The 15,729-nt window shown below is 30.5% G+C and carries 16 protein-coding genes and 1 riboswitch; of the genes, 7 read left to right on the top strand and 9 right to left on the bottom strand.

Annotation, left to right across the window (positions count from 1 at the left end; genetic code table 11):
- Nucleotides 1-4: 4 nt before the first annotated feature.
- A complete protein-coding gene (locus ACWJJ7_RS05565) occupies nucleotides 5-388 on the bottom strand; it encodes a BlaI/MecI/CopY family transcriptional regulator (RefSeq protein ID WP_165413950.1) in 384 nt (127 codons plus the stop codon).
- A gap of 366 nt (nucleotides 389-754) precedes the next feature.
- Between ACWJJ7_RS05565 and ACWJJ7_RS05560 the strand changes: the two genes are divergently transcribed.
- Nucleotides 755-2,359 carry a S41 family peptidase gene (locus ACWJJ7_RS05560; protein ID WP_462964314.1) on the top strand — a complete coding sequence of 535 codons (1,605 nt, stop codon included), beginning with the start codon at nucleotides 755-757 and terminating at the stop codon, nucleotides 2,357-2,359.
- A gap of 36 nt (nucleotides 2,360-2,395) precedes the next feature.
- Here the strand turns inward: ACWJJ7_RS05560 and ACWJJ7_RS05555 are convergent, their stop codons facing one another.
- Nucleotides 2,396-3,157, bottom strand: a complete 762-nt coding sequence (locus tag ACWJJ7_RS05555; RefSeq protein WP_462964313.1) for a DeoR/GlpR family DNA-binding transcription regulator — start codon at nucleotides 3,155-3,157, stop codon at nucleotides 2,396-2,398.
- A gap of 415 nt (nucleotides 3,158-3,572) precedes the next feature.
- On the opposite strand from ACWJJ7_RS05555, the gene pcp reads away from it, so the two are divergent.
- Nucleotides 3,573-4,214: a pyroglutamyl-peptidase I gene (pcp, locus tag ACWJJ7_RS05550; RefSeq protein ID WP_462964312.1), complete on the top strand. Its 642-nt coding sequence runs from the start codon at nucleotides 3,573-3,575 to the stop codon at nucleotides 4,212-4,214.
- Between the two features lie 155 nt (nucleotides 4,215-4,369).
- Here the strand turns inward: pcp and ACWJJ7_RS05545 are convergent, their stop codons facing one another.
- Nucleotides 4,370-5,104 carry a polysaccharide deacetylase family protein gene (locus ACWJJ7_RS05545; protein WP_462964311.1) on the bottom strand — a complete coding sequence of 245 codons (735 nt, stop codon included), beginning with the start codon at nucleotides 5,102-5,104 and terminating at the stop codon, nucleotides 4,370-4,372.
- A gap of 390 nt (nucleotides 5,105-5,494) precedes the next feature.
- On the opposite strand from ACWJJ7_RS05545, the gene ACWJJ7_RS05540 reads away from it, so the two are divergent.
- Nucleotides 5,495-5,647, top strand: coding sequence for a hypothetical protein (locus ACWJJ7_RS05540; RefSeq protein ID WP_462964310.1), 153 nt, complete (start codon nucleotides 5,495-5,497; stop codon nucleotides 5,645-5,647).
- A gap of 110 nt (nucleotides 5,648-5,757) precedes the next feature.
- Here the strand turns inward: ACWJJ7_RS05540 and ACWJJ7_RS05535 are convergent, their stop codons facing one another.
- The 3 genes from ACWJJ7_RS05535 to ACWJJ7_RS05525 are packed head-to-tail and all read right to left on the bottom strand — an operon-like array spanning nucleotide 5,758 to nucleotide 8,684.
- Complete coding sequence (locus ACWJJ7_RS05535) at nucleotides 5,758-6,714, bottom strand: acyl-CoA dehydratase activase (RefSeq protein WP_462964309.1); 957 nt, start codon at nucleotides 6,712-6,714, stop codon at nucleotides 5,758-5,760.
- The gene (locus tag ACWJJ7_RS05530; protein WP_462964308.1) at nucleotides 6,695-7,792 is read right to left on the bottom strand and encodes an acyl-CoA dehydratase activase-related protein; all 1,098 of its coding nucleotides are present in this window, start codon (nucleotides 7,790-7,792) and stop codon (nucleotides 6,695-6,697) included. The genes ACWJJ7_RS05535 and ACWJJ7_RS05530 overlap by 20 nt, the downstream gene beginning before the upstream one ends.
- Nucleotides 7,746-8,684, bottom strand: a complete 939-nt coding sequence (locus ACWJJ7_RS05525; RefSeq protein WP_462964307.1) for an acyl-CoA dehydratase activase-related protein — start codon at nucleotides 8,682-8,684, stop codon at nucleotides 7,746-7,748. The genes ACWJJ7_RS05530 and ACWJJ7_RS05525 overlap by 47 nt, the downstream gene beginning before the upstream one ends.
- A 194-nt stretch (nucleotides 8,685-8,878) precedes the next feature.
- A riboswitch (cyclic di-AMP (ydaO/yuaA leader) is annotated at nucleotides 8,879-8,995 on the top strand.
- A gap of 1 nt (nucleotide 8,996) precedes the next feature.
- Between ACWJJ7_RS05525 and ACWJJ7_RS05520 the strand changes: the two genes are divergently transcribed.
- Nucleotides 8,997-10,121 (top strand): LysM peptidoglycan-binding domain-containing protein, encoded by a 1,125-nt coding sequence (locus tag ACWJJ7_RS05520; RefSeq protein WP_462964306.1) that lies wholly within the window; start codon nucleotides 8,997-8,999, stop codon nucleotides 10,119-10,121.
- Nucleotides 10,122-10,338: 217 nt separating this feature from the next.
- On the opposite strand, the gene ACWJJ7_RS05515 is transcribed toward ACWJJ7_RS05520, so the two are convergent.
- On the bottom strand, nucleotides 10,339-11,397 hold the full coding sequence (locus ACWJJ7_RS05515; protein ID WP_462964305.1) for an AI-2E family transporter: 1,059 nt from the start codon (nucleotides 11,395-11,397) through the stop codon (nucleotides 10,339-10,341).
- Between the two features lie 201 nt (nucleotides 11,398-11,598).
- On the opposite strand from ACWJJ7_RS05515, the gene tlp reads away from it, so the two are divergent.
- Nucleotides 11,599-11,826, top strand: coding sequence for a small acid-soluble spore protein Tlp (gene tlp / locus ACWJJ7_RS05510; protein WP_462964304.1), 228 nt, complete (start codon nucleotides 11,599-11,601; stop codon nucleotides 11,824-11,826).
- 174 nt (nucleotides 11,827-12,000) lie between these two features.
- On the opposite strand, the gene ACWJJ7_RS05505 is transcribed toward tlp, so the two are convergent.
- Entirely contained in the window at nucleotides 12,001-12,318 is a 318-nt protein-coding gene (locus ACWJJ7_RS05505) for a hypothetical protein (protein WP_462964303.1), read from the bottom strand.
- A gap of 280 nt (nucleotides 12,319-12,598) precedes the next feature.
- On the opposite strand from ACWJJ7_RS05505, the gene ACWJJ7_RS05500 reads away from it, so the two are divergent.
- Entirely contained in the window at nucleotides 12,599-13,765 is a 1,167-nt protein-coding gene (locus tag ACWJJ7_RS05500) for an amidohydrolase (protein ID WP_462964302.1), read from the top strand.
- Nucleotides 13,766-13,803: 38 nt separating this feature from the next.
- Here the strand turns inward: ACWJJ7_RS05500 and ACWJJ7_RS05495 are convergent, their stop codons facing one another.
- Entirely contained in the window at nucleotides 13,804-13,980 is a 177-nt protein-coding gene (locus ACWJJ7_RS05495) for an aspartyl-phosphate phosphatase Spo0E family protein (protein WP_462964301.1), read from the bottom strand.
- A gap of 353 nt (nucleotides 13,981-14,333) precedes the next feature.
- On the opposite strand from ACWJJ7_RS05495, the gene ACWJJ7_RS05490 reads away from it, so the two are divergent.
- Entirely contained in the window at nucleotides 14,334-15,611 is a 1,278-nt protein-coding gene (locus ACWJJ7_RS05490) for a D-alanyl-D-alanine carboxypeptidase family protein (protein WP_462964300.1), read from the top strand.
- Nucleotides 15,612-15,729: the final 118 nt, after the last annotated feature.

The raw sequence follows: 15,729 nt of genomic DNA, 5'->3' as shown, positions 1-15,729 counted from the left end.
ATCATCAACCTTCCGTTTTACTTGATTGGTTTAGTATATTTTTTAATTCCTCTATATCTGTTTCAGATATTTCTTCTGATTGGGCAAAAGTTAAGAGCATAGATTTAATAGAGCCATTGAATACCCTATTAATAAAGGAGTGGCTTTCAGATTTTATACAGTCAGCTTCTGATATTAAAGGAAAATATAAATATTCATAACCTAATTTATTAAATCCAATTGCATTTTTAGTTAATAATCTGTTTATCAAACTTTTAACTGTAGCCGGTTTCCAATCGGATTTATCCTTTAATTCTTGTATAATATTGATTGATGAAATTTCAGAATTAATCCATATTATTTTCATTATTTCCCATTCAGCATTTGATATCTTGGGGATTTTATACATTGCCATACCACCTCATTTCAATTACAACTGTAATTTGTATTATTCTATACTATATTCCTCCAAATGGTAATTATTACATTCCTATTTAAATAGATTAAGGATAATATTTTCAACAAAACTCATTCTAAAGAATAGTTAACTATTCTTTAGAATTCTATAATTTACTCAAGGATATTATTGAGTTATTCTCAATCATTTAAAGTTATATCTATTTTCATAACAAAGGGATTTAAGATAATATGTGGAATATACTTAATAAGATAACAAATTAAAACTTACCAATTTTTTTGAATACTATGATTGAAATATTGGTAGTTATGAAAGCTTATATCCTTGGGGGGATAAATAGTAGGGGGAGTGAATGTAATGCATAAAATGAAAAAAGTTTTTGTCAGCGTTAGTATACTATTAGTTATTGCTGCTATACTTTTTAAGTTTGATATACCTAATAAGATATATGTAAAAAAATTCTTAGATATTGACGTTGGAAAAGCTAAGAATATAAAAAATAATATTCCTAAAGATATTTTGGAGAGTATTGATGAAAGCAGGGATGCAACGAATGAAGGAGATCAAAATATAGGGACAGTTAATGACTTTAAAAAAGAGTTTCTTTATAAATATGAAAACTTAAAAAGTGTCCCAGATTATATAGAAGTAGATGAAGAAAAAAAAGGAATTACAGTAGAAGGAGAAAAGGTTGTAGAAGATGTAGAATACATTTTTAAAGAATTGAAATACGGATATGCTGGTTATCAATATTTTGGAGGAGATGAAAAATTTCTAAAAGCAAAAGGAAATATTTTAATAGAATTTAAGAAGTTACAGAAAGAGAATGGTAGAATTGAATGTAACGAATTGGAAAAAGTTATGTGTGATAATTTAGATTTTATTCAAGATGGACATTTTTCTATAGGTGGTGGCAGACCATGTAAGGAGTCTATTATGTACACTACTGAAAAATATGAAGTTACAAAAAAGGATAACTCTTATTTTCTGAAATTGAATAATGATATGAAATGTATTGTTACTATAAATAAGGAGGAGCCTGAAAAATACATTAAGCCTTCTATAGATGAAAATGGAAATATTGTATATAGATTATGTAGATTATATAAGAGTAACGAAGATATGTTACCAATTGACCTAAAATTTAAAGATGCTAATAAGGACAATAGTATAAGTATTAACTTAGAGAACACATCAAAAAATTACGTTCATAAAGGGAGTAATAATAGTTATAAATATGAAGAAATTTATAACATACCGGTAATTGATTTAAATTCTTTTGAACCATCTAAAAAACTTGAAAAATTTGTGGAAGATGGTAAAAAAATATTCAAGAAAGATTTGGTTATAATTGATTTAAGAGGTAATTTCGGTGGGAATGAACTATATGCTTTCGATTGGATTAAAAATTTTACAAATCAAGAGTACAAATCACCGGTCTTTAGTTCAACGCTACTTACTAAAAATTCAAAAGATGCATTGCTTTACAACGGTAAAAAAATGGTGGGACCAAAGGATTATCCTAAATTTGAACAGCAACTTAATGATATGTATAAAAATAATAAAAGTGATCCTAAATATATCGGTTGGTCAGAAGTAGGACATGATGATTCAACTCATATTAATAATGAAAAGCCAATTTTTGTTTTAATGGATAAGAATACAGCTTCAGCAGGTGAAAGCTTTGTAAAGGCATTAAAAAGTTGTAGTAACACATTTTTTATAGGTACAAACACAAGCGGAATGTCAAATATAGGGAATGTGGGATATTATGTTCTACCAAATTCTAAGATCGATATTTTTTTTGGAAATACTCTTTTTGTAGATAATGATTTAGAATGGAGAGATGGATTAGGAGTTTTACCTGACTTCTGGGTTAATTCTAAAGATGAGGAATATAGATTACTTAAATTCATAAAGAATTACTCAGAAGGCAGTATCAAAAAGGATGTGCAGAAATAAGCGGAAATCAGACCAATAATATTAATATAAAACTGTCTAGATTAACTTTATAGTTGATTTAGACAGTTTTTCTATAATCTCATCAGTAAGGTCTGAACTCGTAATTATAACATCTATATCATCTAAAGTAGCAAATCTATAGGTACCATCTACATTAAATTTTTCTTTTTCTACAAGTAAAAATACTTCTTTACTATTAGAGACTATAATTTCTTTAACATTACCATCTTCTAAGGTAACAGTACCTACGCTATTTGTAATTAAATTTATGCCGGAACTTCCAACAAAACCCTTATTAAAGGTATATTTAGATATACTCTTAGTTACCTCTGAACCAAAAACTCCACCAGATTTATTATTATATACTCCGCCTATACATATTAGCTTAACGGTTTCATTATCATTAAAAAGGGGTGGTATTAGTGACATATTGGTTATTAAAGTTAAATTTTTAGTACTATTAGATATTAATTTAGCTAACAAAAAGTTGATACTTGAGGTATCTAAAAAAACCACATCTCCATCCTCTATAAGGGCAAAAGCTTTTTGAGATATTAACTCTTTGCTATTTAAGTTTAAGTTCATTCTAGTAGTTATAGAGCTGTTTTTAGAAATCTTTCTATTTAGGATAGCCCCACCATAGGTCCTTTGAAGAGCCTCAGATTTTTCTAGTCTTTGTAGATCCTTTCTTATCATACCTTCTGAAACATTAAATCGTTCACTTAGTTCTTTTACTTTTATTCTACCAGTTTCATTAAGTATACTTAAGATTTGTTCTAGTCTTTCTTCAGTAAACATTTAAGCACCTCATCAATCATTATCATTTAGTATTGTTGTTGATTAATATTATAACATTATTATCTGAATTTACAAAACATCTTGAAAAAAAACCTGAAATACTATACAATGATAATAACGAATAAAAAACAATAACAAACAATCTTAATTAATCAGAGGAAATATTTGAAAAATGTTATAACTTAGCGTGATAGGGTAATGCTTAGCGTGATATTTTATATATTAAGACATTTAAAAAAAGGCTAGCCATTATAATAATAAAATAGTTAGCTTTTTTATTTGTTTAAATTATACAAGCATCATTGTCTGTAACAGTTATTGACTTGAAGTGAATTTTGATAAGAGTCATATCGTTTTAATGTATTTTTAGGCATTTTAACGACGCAAGGTTAAAATATAATAATGAGGTGACAATATGAAAGTATTAATAACAGGATTTAATCCATTTGGAGGAGAAAAAATTAACCCATCTTTCGAAGCGGTAAGGAAATTAGAAGATACTATTGCTGGGTCTAAAATTGTGAAAGTCGAAATACCAACGGTATTTAATAAATCGATTATAGAACTAGAAAAAGCAATAATTAATGAAAATCCAGATATAGTGATTTGTGTTGGACAAGCGGGCGGTAGATTTGATTTAACAATGGAAAGAGTTGCAATTAATGTGGATGATGCGAGGATTCCAGATAATGAGGGAAATCAACCTATCGATAGCGTAATTTTTGAAAACGGTCAAAATGCTTATTTTTCAAGCCTTCCGGTTAAAGCAATGGTAGAAGAAATAAGGAAAAACGGCATCCCAGCGTCACTTTCTAATAGTGCAGGTACATTTGTATGTAATCATTTAATGTATGGATTGCTTCATTTAATTCACACAAAATACCCAATAGTAAGGGGAACTTTTATACATGTTCCATTCATTCCAGCACAAGTAATGAGTAAACCCAATACTCCTTATATGGAGCTCGAGAAAATTACAGAAGGGTTAACATTAGCAATAAAAGCGGCAATTGAAAATAAAGGAGATTTAAAAACTGTACTTGGTCAAATATGCTAAAAGTGTTAAAAACACATATTGATCTTATCGTGGAAAAATAAATGCTAATTTCAGATTCTGAAATTAGCATTTATTCTTCCACTTCTATAAGTGAGGGTTCAATACTGTAACAAAGAGAAAGTTTAAGCATGAATATAAATCTCCTTCTGAAGTCGTTAATGTTTCAGCTTCGCAGGAGATGATTTAATAGGAAAGTAATTTTCAGGAGTTTCATCATCAATAATTTTAAATTCATATCCGTTATCCTTATAATATTTTATTACACTAGGTAGTGCCTTACAAGTATTTTTATGCACATAGTCACAATGCATAAGCAATATTATAGGATGCCCTGTAACTGTAGTTTTTGTAGCTTCTCTATACAACTTATCAACAGGTGTATTACAATTAACTCCATCAGACATGGCAGCATTCCAATCAAATATTTTAAAATTATAGCTGTGAAGTTGTTCTAAAAAATCCTTAGTTAAATGATTTCTACTGCCAAAAGGAAATCTTATTATTGTCGGCTTAATTCCTGTAATAGAATTAATTTCATTCTGAGATTTTAACATCTCAGATATAAACTCTTGTCTATTGGAGTATAATTTCTTATATGTGTGCGTATAAGAATGCAATCCTATACTATGCCCTTCAGTATTTATTCTTTTTACCACAGCTTCTTGACCTTTAAGTTGATTACCAATAAGAAAAAAAGTAGCTTTTACATCATTCTTTTTAAGTATATCTAACACTTTATCTGTCATAACACTAGGTCCATCATCAAAGGTTAAATATATTACATTTTCATCGCTTTTGCTTAGAGTAGAGTAGGCTGATGCTATTTGGCTATCTAATAAAAAAAACATAAATAATAAAACCATAGATATAAGTAAACTTTTTTTTCTCATATTTTTTCTCCTTCTTAAATACTATTAAACTTACTATTTATTATTAGCTAAAACAAGCTGTATAATGAGTGGAATTTAATGCAATATTTTAGGAATTATTACGGACTAATAACCATCGATAGTCATATTTCCCAATTGTTTTAGATGTTATTTTATTTGTGAAAGAAATCTTATTAAAGTGTTAACTAAGTTAACACTTATTTTTTTGATTTAAATAGCGTGGAGATAAATTTAAACTAAATGAATTAAATTAGGTATATTAGTTAAACTATCTATAAATGAGCGAAAATGATTCCATCGATTTCCATATATCAAAAAAAGAGAAACATCTATGCATTTTCCTGTTATAATTAAGTCACGACACAAAACATAACTAAGGAGAAAACATAAATGTTTAACAACTCAATTGTAACAAAATCATCGGCAATATACAAATTTTTAATTGAATTAAAAATAACTCTTTATCTCACAACGCCTCAAATTCATCATCTAATATTAAATACCAAAAGTAAAGTGACCGGAAAACAGGAATTAAGAAAATAGCATAATGTAAATAAAGATATTTAATATAAGAAATCAGTTAACCAATTAATTGGTTAACTGATTTCTTATTTCTATTTAAATAATGGTGGTGTCTACTTAAAGGAAAAAAATTATATCACCATCTTACTGCTCCATTTACCACACCTATCTCCAAAACAGCCTACAGTTTTTTCACCATCTTTTATTTCAATTACTTCACAATTATTACCACAACCATTGCACTCGATATTTCTAGGTACAAAATCATTAAATGCTACTTCAAAACCTTTGAAATTTGTTTTGCCTGTCTTCATAACTTCTTCATTTGCGAGTACTGCCGCTCCTATAGCACCCATTACATCGTAGTACTCTGGAACATGAATCTCAGTGCCTAAGGCTTTTTCAAAAGCTACTTTAATACCTATATTCGCTGCAACTCCACCTTGGAAAAATATTTTTGAGTGAATTTGTTTGCCTTTCCCTACATTGCTTAGATAATTCCTAACCATTGCTTCACAAAGACCTCCTATTATGTCTTCCTCATTATATCCAAGCTGCTGTTTATGTATCATGTCGGATTCCGCAAAGACAGCACACCTCCCAGCTATTCTTACAGGAGATTTTGACTTTAATGCATACTCTCCAAAATTTTCAATAGGTATCTCCAGCCTTTCTGCCTGTCTATCAAGAAAAGACCCTGTTCCTGCTGCACATACAGTATTCATTGCAAAATCTGTTACTATGCCGTTTTTTAACAGTATTATTTTTGAATCTTGCCCTCCAATTTCTAATATGGTATTTACATCTTTATCGATTTCGAGTGCTGCCACTGCATGAGCAGTAATTTCATTTTTTACGATGTCAGCACCTATTAAAAAAGAAGCCATATGTCTTCCGCTACCTGTAGTTCCAACTGAGGTTATTTGCTTAGTATCGTATTTTTCACTTAGAATCTTAAGTCCATCTTGGATTGCTTTTATAGGTTTACCTTTTGTTCTAAAATATAGTTTTTCAATAACTTTTAATGTATTATCCAATAGTACAATGTTAGTACTTACAGATCCCACATCAACTCCCATATAGTACATTGTTTTTCCTCCTCTCTAACATATCTACAAATGCTTCAATTCTAGTAATATATCCTGCCTCTCCAGTCATTTCATCTACTATCAAAGTCATTATCGGAAAATCTTTATCATTTGAAATTGCAGTCAAAATTGCTTTTGATACAATTTCTGGCATACATCCCATAGGAAAAATTTGAATGGCTCCATCAAAATTTTCTTTTTCAGCAAGTAGCACTTCTCCTATGCACTCTCTAGCGTGCCCACCGATATAATATGGAAGATATTCTTTAGAGGCTTTTCTTATATCAATTGAGTTAAGCTTTAAAGGGCGAAGTGCTGTATCTTTAATCCACCAACTAGGAGTAAGCATTCGTTTAGTGGCGACCCCATAATCCATAAGCTTATCTTCTATATAAAGATTAGAAAAGGGTTCAATTATAGTATAAATTTCACCGATAATTGCAATTTTTACTGGGGACTTATGTTTATTAATAGGAATCTCGCTTATTTTATTCTTATATTCTTTTAGAATATTCACCATCTGTGATGGCGAATTTGCTTTCGAAGCATTAAGGGTACATTCTTTTAAAAGTCTCTTAAATTCTCCTTTGTTTACTTCGAATCCTGTTAAATAATGCGCTTTACTCTCAATTTTTTCTATTAGCTCAATTACATTATAGGCTACCTTTAGCGCGCTAATTTTTTGAACTTTACCTAATGTGGGATTACCCGTGATCTTGGATAGTCGATTTAAGAATTCTTCTTTACCTATGTCAAAAGGGCTATCAACTACGATAAAAGTCAAATCGTGTCCTAATTTCTTTAGCGCATTCATCTGTAATTCACAGTACTCACCAAATCTACAGGGACCACAGCTTCCAGGTATAATTATGGTATCCGCTCCCAGCTCTATACTCTGCAAAAAATTGCCCATCATAATTTTATAAGGTAAGCACATTTCTTCTGGAGAAAATTTCGAACCGAGCTCTAACGCCTCGTTACTACTAAATGGTGGAACTATGCATTCTATGCCAAGTCCATCAAATAGTGCTTTAGCTGCAAGATATGTGTTGCCTAAATGTGGAAATGTTATCTTCATTATTATTTTTCCTTTCAATCATATCAATAAAGGCCTCAATCCTTGTGTCTAGGCCGCCTTCACCAGTATGTTCATCAACTTTCAAAACTAAAAGGGGGAAATCTCCAATTTTTTCTTTAATAAGTTCTAGTACAACAGAGTCTATTCCACAAGCGAAGGAGGATATGTATATTGCTCCATCTATTTCATTATTTTTGGCTATACTAGTTGTAAATCCATAAGAATTTGTAGCAAAAGTCCAAAAGGGCCTTTTAAAAAGAGTTTTTACTTCTGACTTAATTTGTTCTTCCGCCATATATTCCTCTGTTATAACTCCCACTCCCAGTTTGTTTAATTTTTTTACTATATTCATATTAATGAAAGTATCGTAAAGATTATATGGATGTCCTACTAAAGCAACATTTTTTTTAAAGCCTTCATCTTTAATCCCAAATTTAAAATTCCGCTGTGTTTCTAAGGCTTTGTTAAATGCAACGCTTACCATACTATTATCTTTCGTAATCATTCGAGCTAGTTTTTTGCACCAACAATATAATTCTTTCTCATTAGTTGCATATACAGGTTCTGTCATTACCTTTGGCAAATTGGGTATGCTATACATTATCATTTCAGGGAGTCCACAAAACTTTGGGCATATAAATTCGCGTGCGCGGACTCTCATAATTCTAGGTATTATTAATAAATCACATCTGTCCTTTATATCTAGTATGTGTCCATGAAATATCTTTATGGGTAGACATGCCTCGTCTACACAGTATTTAACCCCTCCATTTAAAATATTTTTATTTGTATCAGAAGATGTAATTACTTCTGCGCCTAATTCAATTAAAAACCTTTCTATAAAAGGAAAGTATTTATAATATAATAAGCCTTTAGGAATACCAACTTTCATAATTTCCTCCTCACATCCTTTTTTACTATTACTTTTTTATTCTGAACTATTAAGCTGAAAAGTATTCCTAAAATATAAAAAAACTGGATTTAGTATCCAGTTTTTAATACGATTTATATTCTATTTTATTATTATACAAAAATACATCATAAGAAGTACTGGAATTTGAGCTGCATGAACCTAGTATGGTATAATAGAATAATATTCCAAAGGAAGCAGGGGGGATTTAATTTGGGGTGAAGCTTTAGGTGAAATTAAGGTGCATACACCCTAACCCGTCAACTAACCTGGGAGGAAAAAGGAGGGGAAATAATGACCAAATTTAAAAGTCTCAAATCTATTTTATTAACAACAACATTAACAATGGGTGTTTCAATGCTTACATCACAAAATGTATTTGCAGCTACCGCAACAACTAAAACTTATACTGTTAAAAGTGGGGATTGCTTATCTTCAATAGCGAAAAAGTGTGGACAATCATTAAATGATTTAAGGAAAGCTAATAACAAATGGAATGATTCCATTTTCCCAGGGCAAGTTCTTAAGGTTTCAGGAGGAACTAGTGCTACGGTGAAACAAACAACACAAACAACAAAACCTACACAAACCACAGAAACGAAGAGCAATTCACTTAAAACTTATACTGTTAAAAGTGGGGATTGCTTATCTTCAATAGCGAAAAAGTGTGGACAATCATTAAATGATTTAAGGAAAGCTAATAACAAATGGAATGATTCCATTTTCCCAGGGCAAGTTCTTAAGGTTTCAGGAGGAACTAGTGCTACGGTGAAACAAACAACACAAACAACAAAACCTACACAAACCACAGAAACGAAGAGCAATTCACTTAAAACTTATACTGTTAAAAGTGGGGATTGCTTATCTTCAATAGCGAAAAAGTGTGGACAATCATTAAATGATTTAAGGAAAGCTAATAACAAATGGAATGATTCCATTTTCCCAGGACAAGTTCTTAAGATTTCAGGAGGTACTAGTTCTACTGCAGTGCAAACAACAAAAACAGAAAAAACAGCGCAAACAAAATCTACGGCGATAAAATATACAGATAGCGATTTGAACTTGCTAGCTAGATTAATAACTGCTGAAGCAGGAGGAGAAAGCTATGAGGCTCAGGTTGCTGTAGGCGCAATAGTTGTAAATAGGGTTAAGAGTAGTTATTTTCCAAATTCAATCAAGGCTGTTATTAATGAAAATACAAATGGGCGTTATCAATTTACCCCAGTATTAAATGGTAACATTAATAGACCTGCACAGGCAAGTGATATGAAAGCTGCAATGGAAGCACTTAATGGAAATGATCCAACAAATAAAGCTTTGTTTTTTTACAGTGGGGCTACTCCCAAAGGATTGACTGAGCCACAACCAGTTTCCAGAACAATAGGTAATATGACATTTGTACAATTGATAAAAAAATAAAGTATTAGTTTTTGTGAAATGTGTAAAATAAAAGTATAATACAGCAGTACATAATAGGTAATATAATTCATTGGCACTTGTAGAAAATTTACAGGTGCTTTTCTAATGGCTAATAATGGAGCTATTAATTCTTATGGATTACACAGTTATTAAAAAGCCTATAAGTGCATAATCATTACATTTTAAAACTTAATTAAAAATCCTTATTTTAATGGAATTATTTATTAAATTTTTTAATTATGCCACATTCATACAAGTTAGATAATATTGTTTTAATAATAGCATAAATAGGAACAACAACAAAGGCAGCTAAAGGTCCGCCTACTGCAACAGCACCTATTACTAAGAAGATGTCAGTTAAAGGGTGGATTTTCATTGCGTGAGACATAATTGCAGGCACAACAACTCTTCCTTTTAAAGTTTGTACAGTAATGAATACAATTATAAGTTTTCCTATCATGAGAAATCCCATGCCTAAAGCAATAATTGAGGGAATAATCATGGAAATAAAAAAACCTATAAAAGGAATAAAAGCCAAAATAAAAGTTATTGAGGAGAAAAGCAGAGCATTGGGAATACCTATGATTTTGTAGGCAACAAATATCATAATGGATAAAGAAAGAGCTACTTTTGCTTGGCCTGTAACATAAGCATCCAATACCTTATTGCTCTCAGAAAGAGTTTTTAAAACAAGTTTTTCATATTTTTTAGGGATTATGCAGATGATTTTATCTCTAAATTTAGAACCATCTTTAAGCAAAAAAAATAATATTATTAACACAAGAAATAGAGTTGAAAATGTGTGCATTGTATACTTTACTGCAAGCATAAGGTTATGAACCAAGTTCTGCGTATAAGTATTAGCTATATTGGAAAATATTTTATAAACCTCATGAGGTATATAGTTATTAATTTTACTCATTATTTGATTAATAGAGTCTTGGCTCTTCACAATATTGGTTAGTTCTTCTATTGTTCCATTAAACTGAATTGCAATATAATTACTAAAAAAAGTTATAGCACCTATGCCAATGGATACTCCAAGGATTAATGTTAATAGAGCTGAGGTACTTGGTTTTAAACCATTTTTTATGAAAATTGTATTTAATGGTTTTATAATATAAAACAAAAATACAGAAAATATAAAAGGAGTTAAAAATGATTTAAAAAGTATGATTATAATCTTATGAACAAAGAACATCTTACTGAAAAGAAGTATGCTCAGAAAAACTAAATTAATAATAAGTAAATTTTTTATTAGGTTATCTTTAAACATAGTCGTACACTTCCTTCGATTTACTCCATACAATATAGTTTGAGCATGTAGCTATGCACTTATTCATTGCTAACAAATAGATATATTTAAACAGTAACTTTTTTGTATTTTTTCTTTTAATGGTTTGCCGTATAATAAATATTTTTGTAGATATAATATTAATGGAAAGTTTATTAAATCAAAAAAAGGGGAGAGGAAATTATGAAAAACAAACCAGATGACAGAAGAGATAATGTAGATAAAATTCAGGAGAATATTGATAATTCTATTGAAAATTTTAACCTTGCGGAAGAAGCTATTGAAAAAACAGATGATGAAAAAATTATAAAACCACTAGAGGAAAAGAATGAGAGAAGAAAAGAAGCTATTTCAGGCATGAAAACAGAAATTAGAGATGAGGCAATGGATAAAAGAAACGGATATAGATAGAGTAAGAATACAATAATCAGAAACGGTATAGCAATACTTAGCTATACCGTTTTTATGAGTTTTATATATAAACATATTGGTATTTCATTTTCTTTCTCAATATATATTAGATATCTTTAATTTGATAATTACAATTATTACTATATTTTCATGTGCCTAAGTTACATAATTTATTTATAAAATATCATAAACTTCTTCTTGCTCATAGTTCATAATTGTATCAAAAACCTTAGTTGCTACATCCTCTGGCATATCATTATTTAAAAATAATAATCCTATATCGTTATATCTAGTACCGATAACATCTTTTACAATTACTTTCCCACTATATTCTTGTAAAATATCTGTAATATGTTTTCCAAGTTTATCAGGGATTTCTTCCTGGTTCCATGATGTAAATCCAATTAAGGATTTTGACATTTCTGGATTAATTCCTTTTTTTATTAAAATTTCATTCCAGGTTAAGCAAGTTAAATCAGTTTTTGTTATCATAGGATACCTCCTCACTAATTTTAAATTATTATATATTGTATAGAATTGATTATATTCATTAAAAATATTCGGTTTTTTATCTTCCTATTATTAGCATATAAAAATTTGGGAGTGGTTGTATCTCATTTTCTTTATTAATATAATAGAATTATGGTAAGAATATTAGAAAAGGTAGATAAAGCTATGTTATGCTTTCCATTAATACTAGGGATTATAAAAAAAAGAGAGGCACACCCTCAAATTGTAGGTGCGTTCAAATAAATTTAAGGGGTATAATTTTATGGGGAATGAGATATTATTAAAAATTGTTGATAATTTGGAAGAAAAACTTATAGAGATACGTCATAATTTTCATAAGCATCCAGAGTTATCTAAAGAGGAGTTTAAAACAACGCAGACTTTACGTAAACTGTTAAATGAAGCTCAAATTCGTGTACTTGATCTACCACTCGTAACAGGATTAGTTGCAGAAATAAAAGGATTTAAGGAAGGACCTATTATTGCAATTCGCTGCGATATTGATGCGTTGCCTATTATTGAAGAAACAGATTTAGATTATAAGTCCGAAGTTTTTGGCAAAATGCATGCTTGTGGCCACGATTTTCATACAACTGTTATTTTAGGTGCAGCTTATTTATTAAAAGAACAAGAATCAACATTATCTGGAACGGTACGGGTTATATTTCAACCAGCTGAAGAAATAGGAAAGGGGGCAAAAGAGATTTTGGAAACGGTCGCTCTATCAGGCGTTGATGCAATTTTTGGATTGCATAGCGCACCAGATTTAGAAGTAGGTAGTTTAGGAACAAATGTGGGACCTTTGACTGCGGCAGTTGATCGTTTTGAAATTGAAATTGTAGGTGCTGGGACACATGCGTCATCACCGGAAAAGGGAATAGATCCGATTATTGTTGCAGCTCACATAATAACAGCATTACAAACAATTGTTAGTCGTAATGTTAGTGCATTTGACCAAGTACTCATTAGTGTTACCCAATTAAAAAGTGGTAATACATGGAATGTAATTCCGCCTACAGCTTATCTTGAAGGAACTGTGAGAACGGTTAAGGCTGAAACCCGTGAGTTTGTTCCTAAAAAAATGCTACAAATAGTTAAAGGAATGGCTGATTCATTTGGTGCAACTGCTGAGTTTAAATGGTACTGTGGACCACCAGCAACAAATAACACAGCGAAGTGGACGTCTGTTGCATTAGACGTAGCAAAAGAACAGGGATATGTTATTAAGGAACTTCCACAAACCCTAATTGGTGAAGACTTTGCTTATTATCAGGAGCAAATATCGGGTGCATTTGTAAATATTGGTACAGGTGTGTCATATTCACTTCATCATCCTAAATTTACAGTAGATGATGCGGCAATTCTGCCAAGTGCAAATTATTTTGCGAAACTCGCTAGGCGCGCATTGGTTATTTTAACAGAAAAATAAAGTTGATCGAAGTTAAAGCAAACTAAAAAACAACATCCTTAGTCAAAACAGGAATGTTGTTTTTTAGGTTGTCTTTGATTATTATTTTGATACATGTACTGTACTATTAATTCATCAAGCTCCTGGCTTGTTTTTAATATCTTATCATATTCTTCATTTTGAAAAATTATTGAATTTAGTCTGTTTCTTAAATTCTCAATCTTATCACTAATCATAATCGTACTCTCCTTATCTTTAAAATAAGAACTAAGTTCTTGCATGAGTTATATTATACATTGTGAGGAAATTATTTTCAAGGATTTTTTTTGAAATTAATTTAAACTTTGTATAAAAATGTATAAACATGCATAATAAATGCATGTAAAATGCATAAAATGTGTTTCTTTTACTGATTTTTTGATAATTAATGTTTAAATTTGCAAATAAGATTAAAATGGCAATGTGCGAATAAGCATATATGTGCTATAATATTCCTTTATAACATTTGAATATTATCTGTTGAAAAGTCTTATTTTCAATTGTATTTTATAATGCATGCAAATAAATTAAAGTAATGGAGAGATGAAAGTTGAAATATAAAAAAAAATTTATTCTGATTGTTTTATTTCTAGTATTTTCTATGAACTTAAATGTGTTCGCAGCAAGTAGTAATGACACTACTAGTTTACCAACAATATACGGGAAAGCAGCCATCACTGTAGATGTTGCAACTGGCGAAGTAATTTACGCGAAAAATGTTGACAAGCTAACGTACCCAGCAAGTACAACAAAGTTAATGACCGCGCTATTGCTCGCTGAGAACAGGGAAAAAACTGATGAAATAAAATATACGCAAAGTGCAAAAATCCAGCCTGCAGATTCATTAAATGTTAATTTTCATCCAATTGGACTTGATGAAACTATGTCAGGTGCTGACGTAATGGATGGACTGTCACTGTATTCAGCGAATGATCTTGCCTATATGATTGCAGACGACGTTTCAGGAAATGCTACAAACTTTGAGAAAATGATGAATGATAAGGCAGCCGAATTGAACATGACAGGAACTCATTTTGTAACTCCTAATGGGCTTTCTCGTCCCAATCATTATACTACGCCTTATGATATGAGTGTATTAGCTAGAGCCGCATTTTTAAATCCATGGGTAAAAGAGTCAATGACTAAAAAGAAAAGTACCATATCAACATCAAAAGGTACAATATTTAAAATTGAAAATAGCAACAAACTCCTTGGCGTCGATGGGTGTATTGGTGGAAAAACAGGATATACTTCACAAGCCGGAAGATGTCTTGTAGCCTTTTATGAAAGAAATGGTAGAGAGGTTATGGGAGTTGTTATGGGATCAGTTATGGATGCCAAAGACACTTATGTTTTCAATGATATGGAAACCATAATTAACTATAGCTATAATTTACAGAAAGAAGTATTACATACAAATAATTCTGTTATAAGAACTGAAACACTAAAATATAAACCCCTTGGATTCTTTGGCCCAGAGAAAACTATTAGTGTACCACTGGTAGCTAAAGAAGACATTAGCTATTATAACAACGAAGCAAACAAAAAAGAGTTGAAGGAAAATATAAACTTAACCAGTATGTCTGTTTCTAGTCTTAAAGGGAATAAGAGCGTTGGAACTTTGACATTAACTGAAAGAGGGAAAGTCAAAAATTACAAGCTGTATTCAACGGTTTCGAAAGGACCTTTACTAAAAAATAATATGCCTATATATCTTATGGCTACTGGGATATTTATTTTGTTTTTAATAGGAATAGCGGTTATAATAAGAATTATTAATTTAAATAAGAGAAAAAGAAGAACCCATAAATTTAAAAGGAATTTTTAAAAGTGAAAGTAGGGAAAAGGCTGTATTATGGATATTAAATCCATGATATAGGCCTTTTTTTACGTGGATGGGCAGATGTACCTGTACTTTCATTGTCATCAAGAATAAGGATTCACTC

Source organism: Clostridium sp. CM042 (genome assembly GCF_055080995.1).
This window is presented reverse-complemented; position numbering and strand designations above follow the sequence as displayed.

What these genes read in the sequence shown, in the direction of transcription:
- ACWJJ7_RS05530 (WP_462964308.1), bottom strand. Translation starts at nt 7,792, where the DNA reads ATGAAGATAACATTTCCACATTTAGGCAACACATATCTTGCAGCTAAA.
- ACWJJ7_RS05515 (WP_462964305.1), bottom strand. Translation starts at nt 11,397, where the DNA reads ATGTTTAAAGATAACCTAATAAAAAATTTACTTATTATTAATTTAGTT.
- ACWJJ7_RS05555 (WP_462964313.1), bottom strand. Translation starts at nt 3,157, where the DNA reads ATGTTTACTGAAGAAAGACTAGAACAAATCTTAAGTATACTTAATGAA.
- ACWJJ7_RS05540 (WP_462964310.1), top strand. Translation starts at nt 5,495, where the DNA reads ATGTTTAACAACTCAATTGTAACAAAATCATCGGCAATATACAAATTT.
- ACWJJ7_RS05505 (WP_462964303.1), bottom strand. Translation starts at nt 12,318, where the DNA reads ATGATAACAAAAACTGATTTAACTTGCTTAACCTGGAATGAAATTTTA.
- ACWJJ7_RS05535 (WP_462964309.1), bottom strand. Translation starts at nt 6,714, where the DNA reads ATGTACTATATGGGAGTTGATGTGGGATCTGTAAGTACTAACATTGTA.
- ACWJJ7_RS05500 (WP_462964302.1), top strand. Translation starts at nt 12,599, where the DNA reads ATGGGGAATGAGATATTATTAAAAATTGTTGATAATTTGGAAGAAAAA.
- ACWJJ7_RS05520 (WP_462964306.1), top strand. Translation starts at nt 8,997, where the DNA reads ATGACCAAATTTAAAAGTCTCAAATCTATTTTATTAACAACAACATTA.
- ACWJJ7_RS05545 (WP_462964311.1), bottom strand. Translation starts at nt 5,104, where the DNA reads ATGAGAAAAAAAAGTTTACTTATATCTATGGTTTTATTATTTATGTTT.
- tlp (WP_462964304.1), top strand. Translation starts at nt 11,599, where the DNA reads ATGAAAAACAAACCAGATGACAGAAGAGATAATGTAGATAAAATTCAG.
- ACWJJ7_RS05565 (WP_165413950.1), bottom strand. Translation starts at nt 388, where the DNA reads ATGTATAAAATCCCCAAGATATCAAATGCTGAATGGGAAATAATGAAA.
- ACWJJ7_RS05560 (WP_462964314.1), top strand. Translation starts at nt 755, where the DNA reads ATGCATAAAATGAAAAAAGTTTTTGTCAGCGTTAGTATACTATTAGTT.
- pcp (WP_462964312.1), top strand. Translation starts at nt 3,573, where the DNA reads ATGAAAGTATTAATAACAGGATTTAATCCATTTGGAGGAGAAAAAATT.
- ACWJJ7_RS05495 (WP_462964301.1), bottom strand. Translation starts at nt 13,980, where the DNA reads ATGATTAGTGATAAGATTGAGAATTTAAGAAACAGACTAAATTCAATA.
- ACWJJ7_RS05525 (WP_462964307.1), bottom strand. Translation starts at nt 8,684, where the DNA reads ATGAAAGTTGGTATTCCTAAAGGCTTATTATATTATAAATACTTTCCT.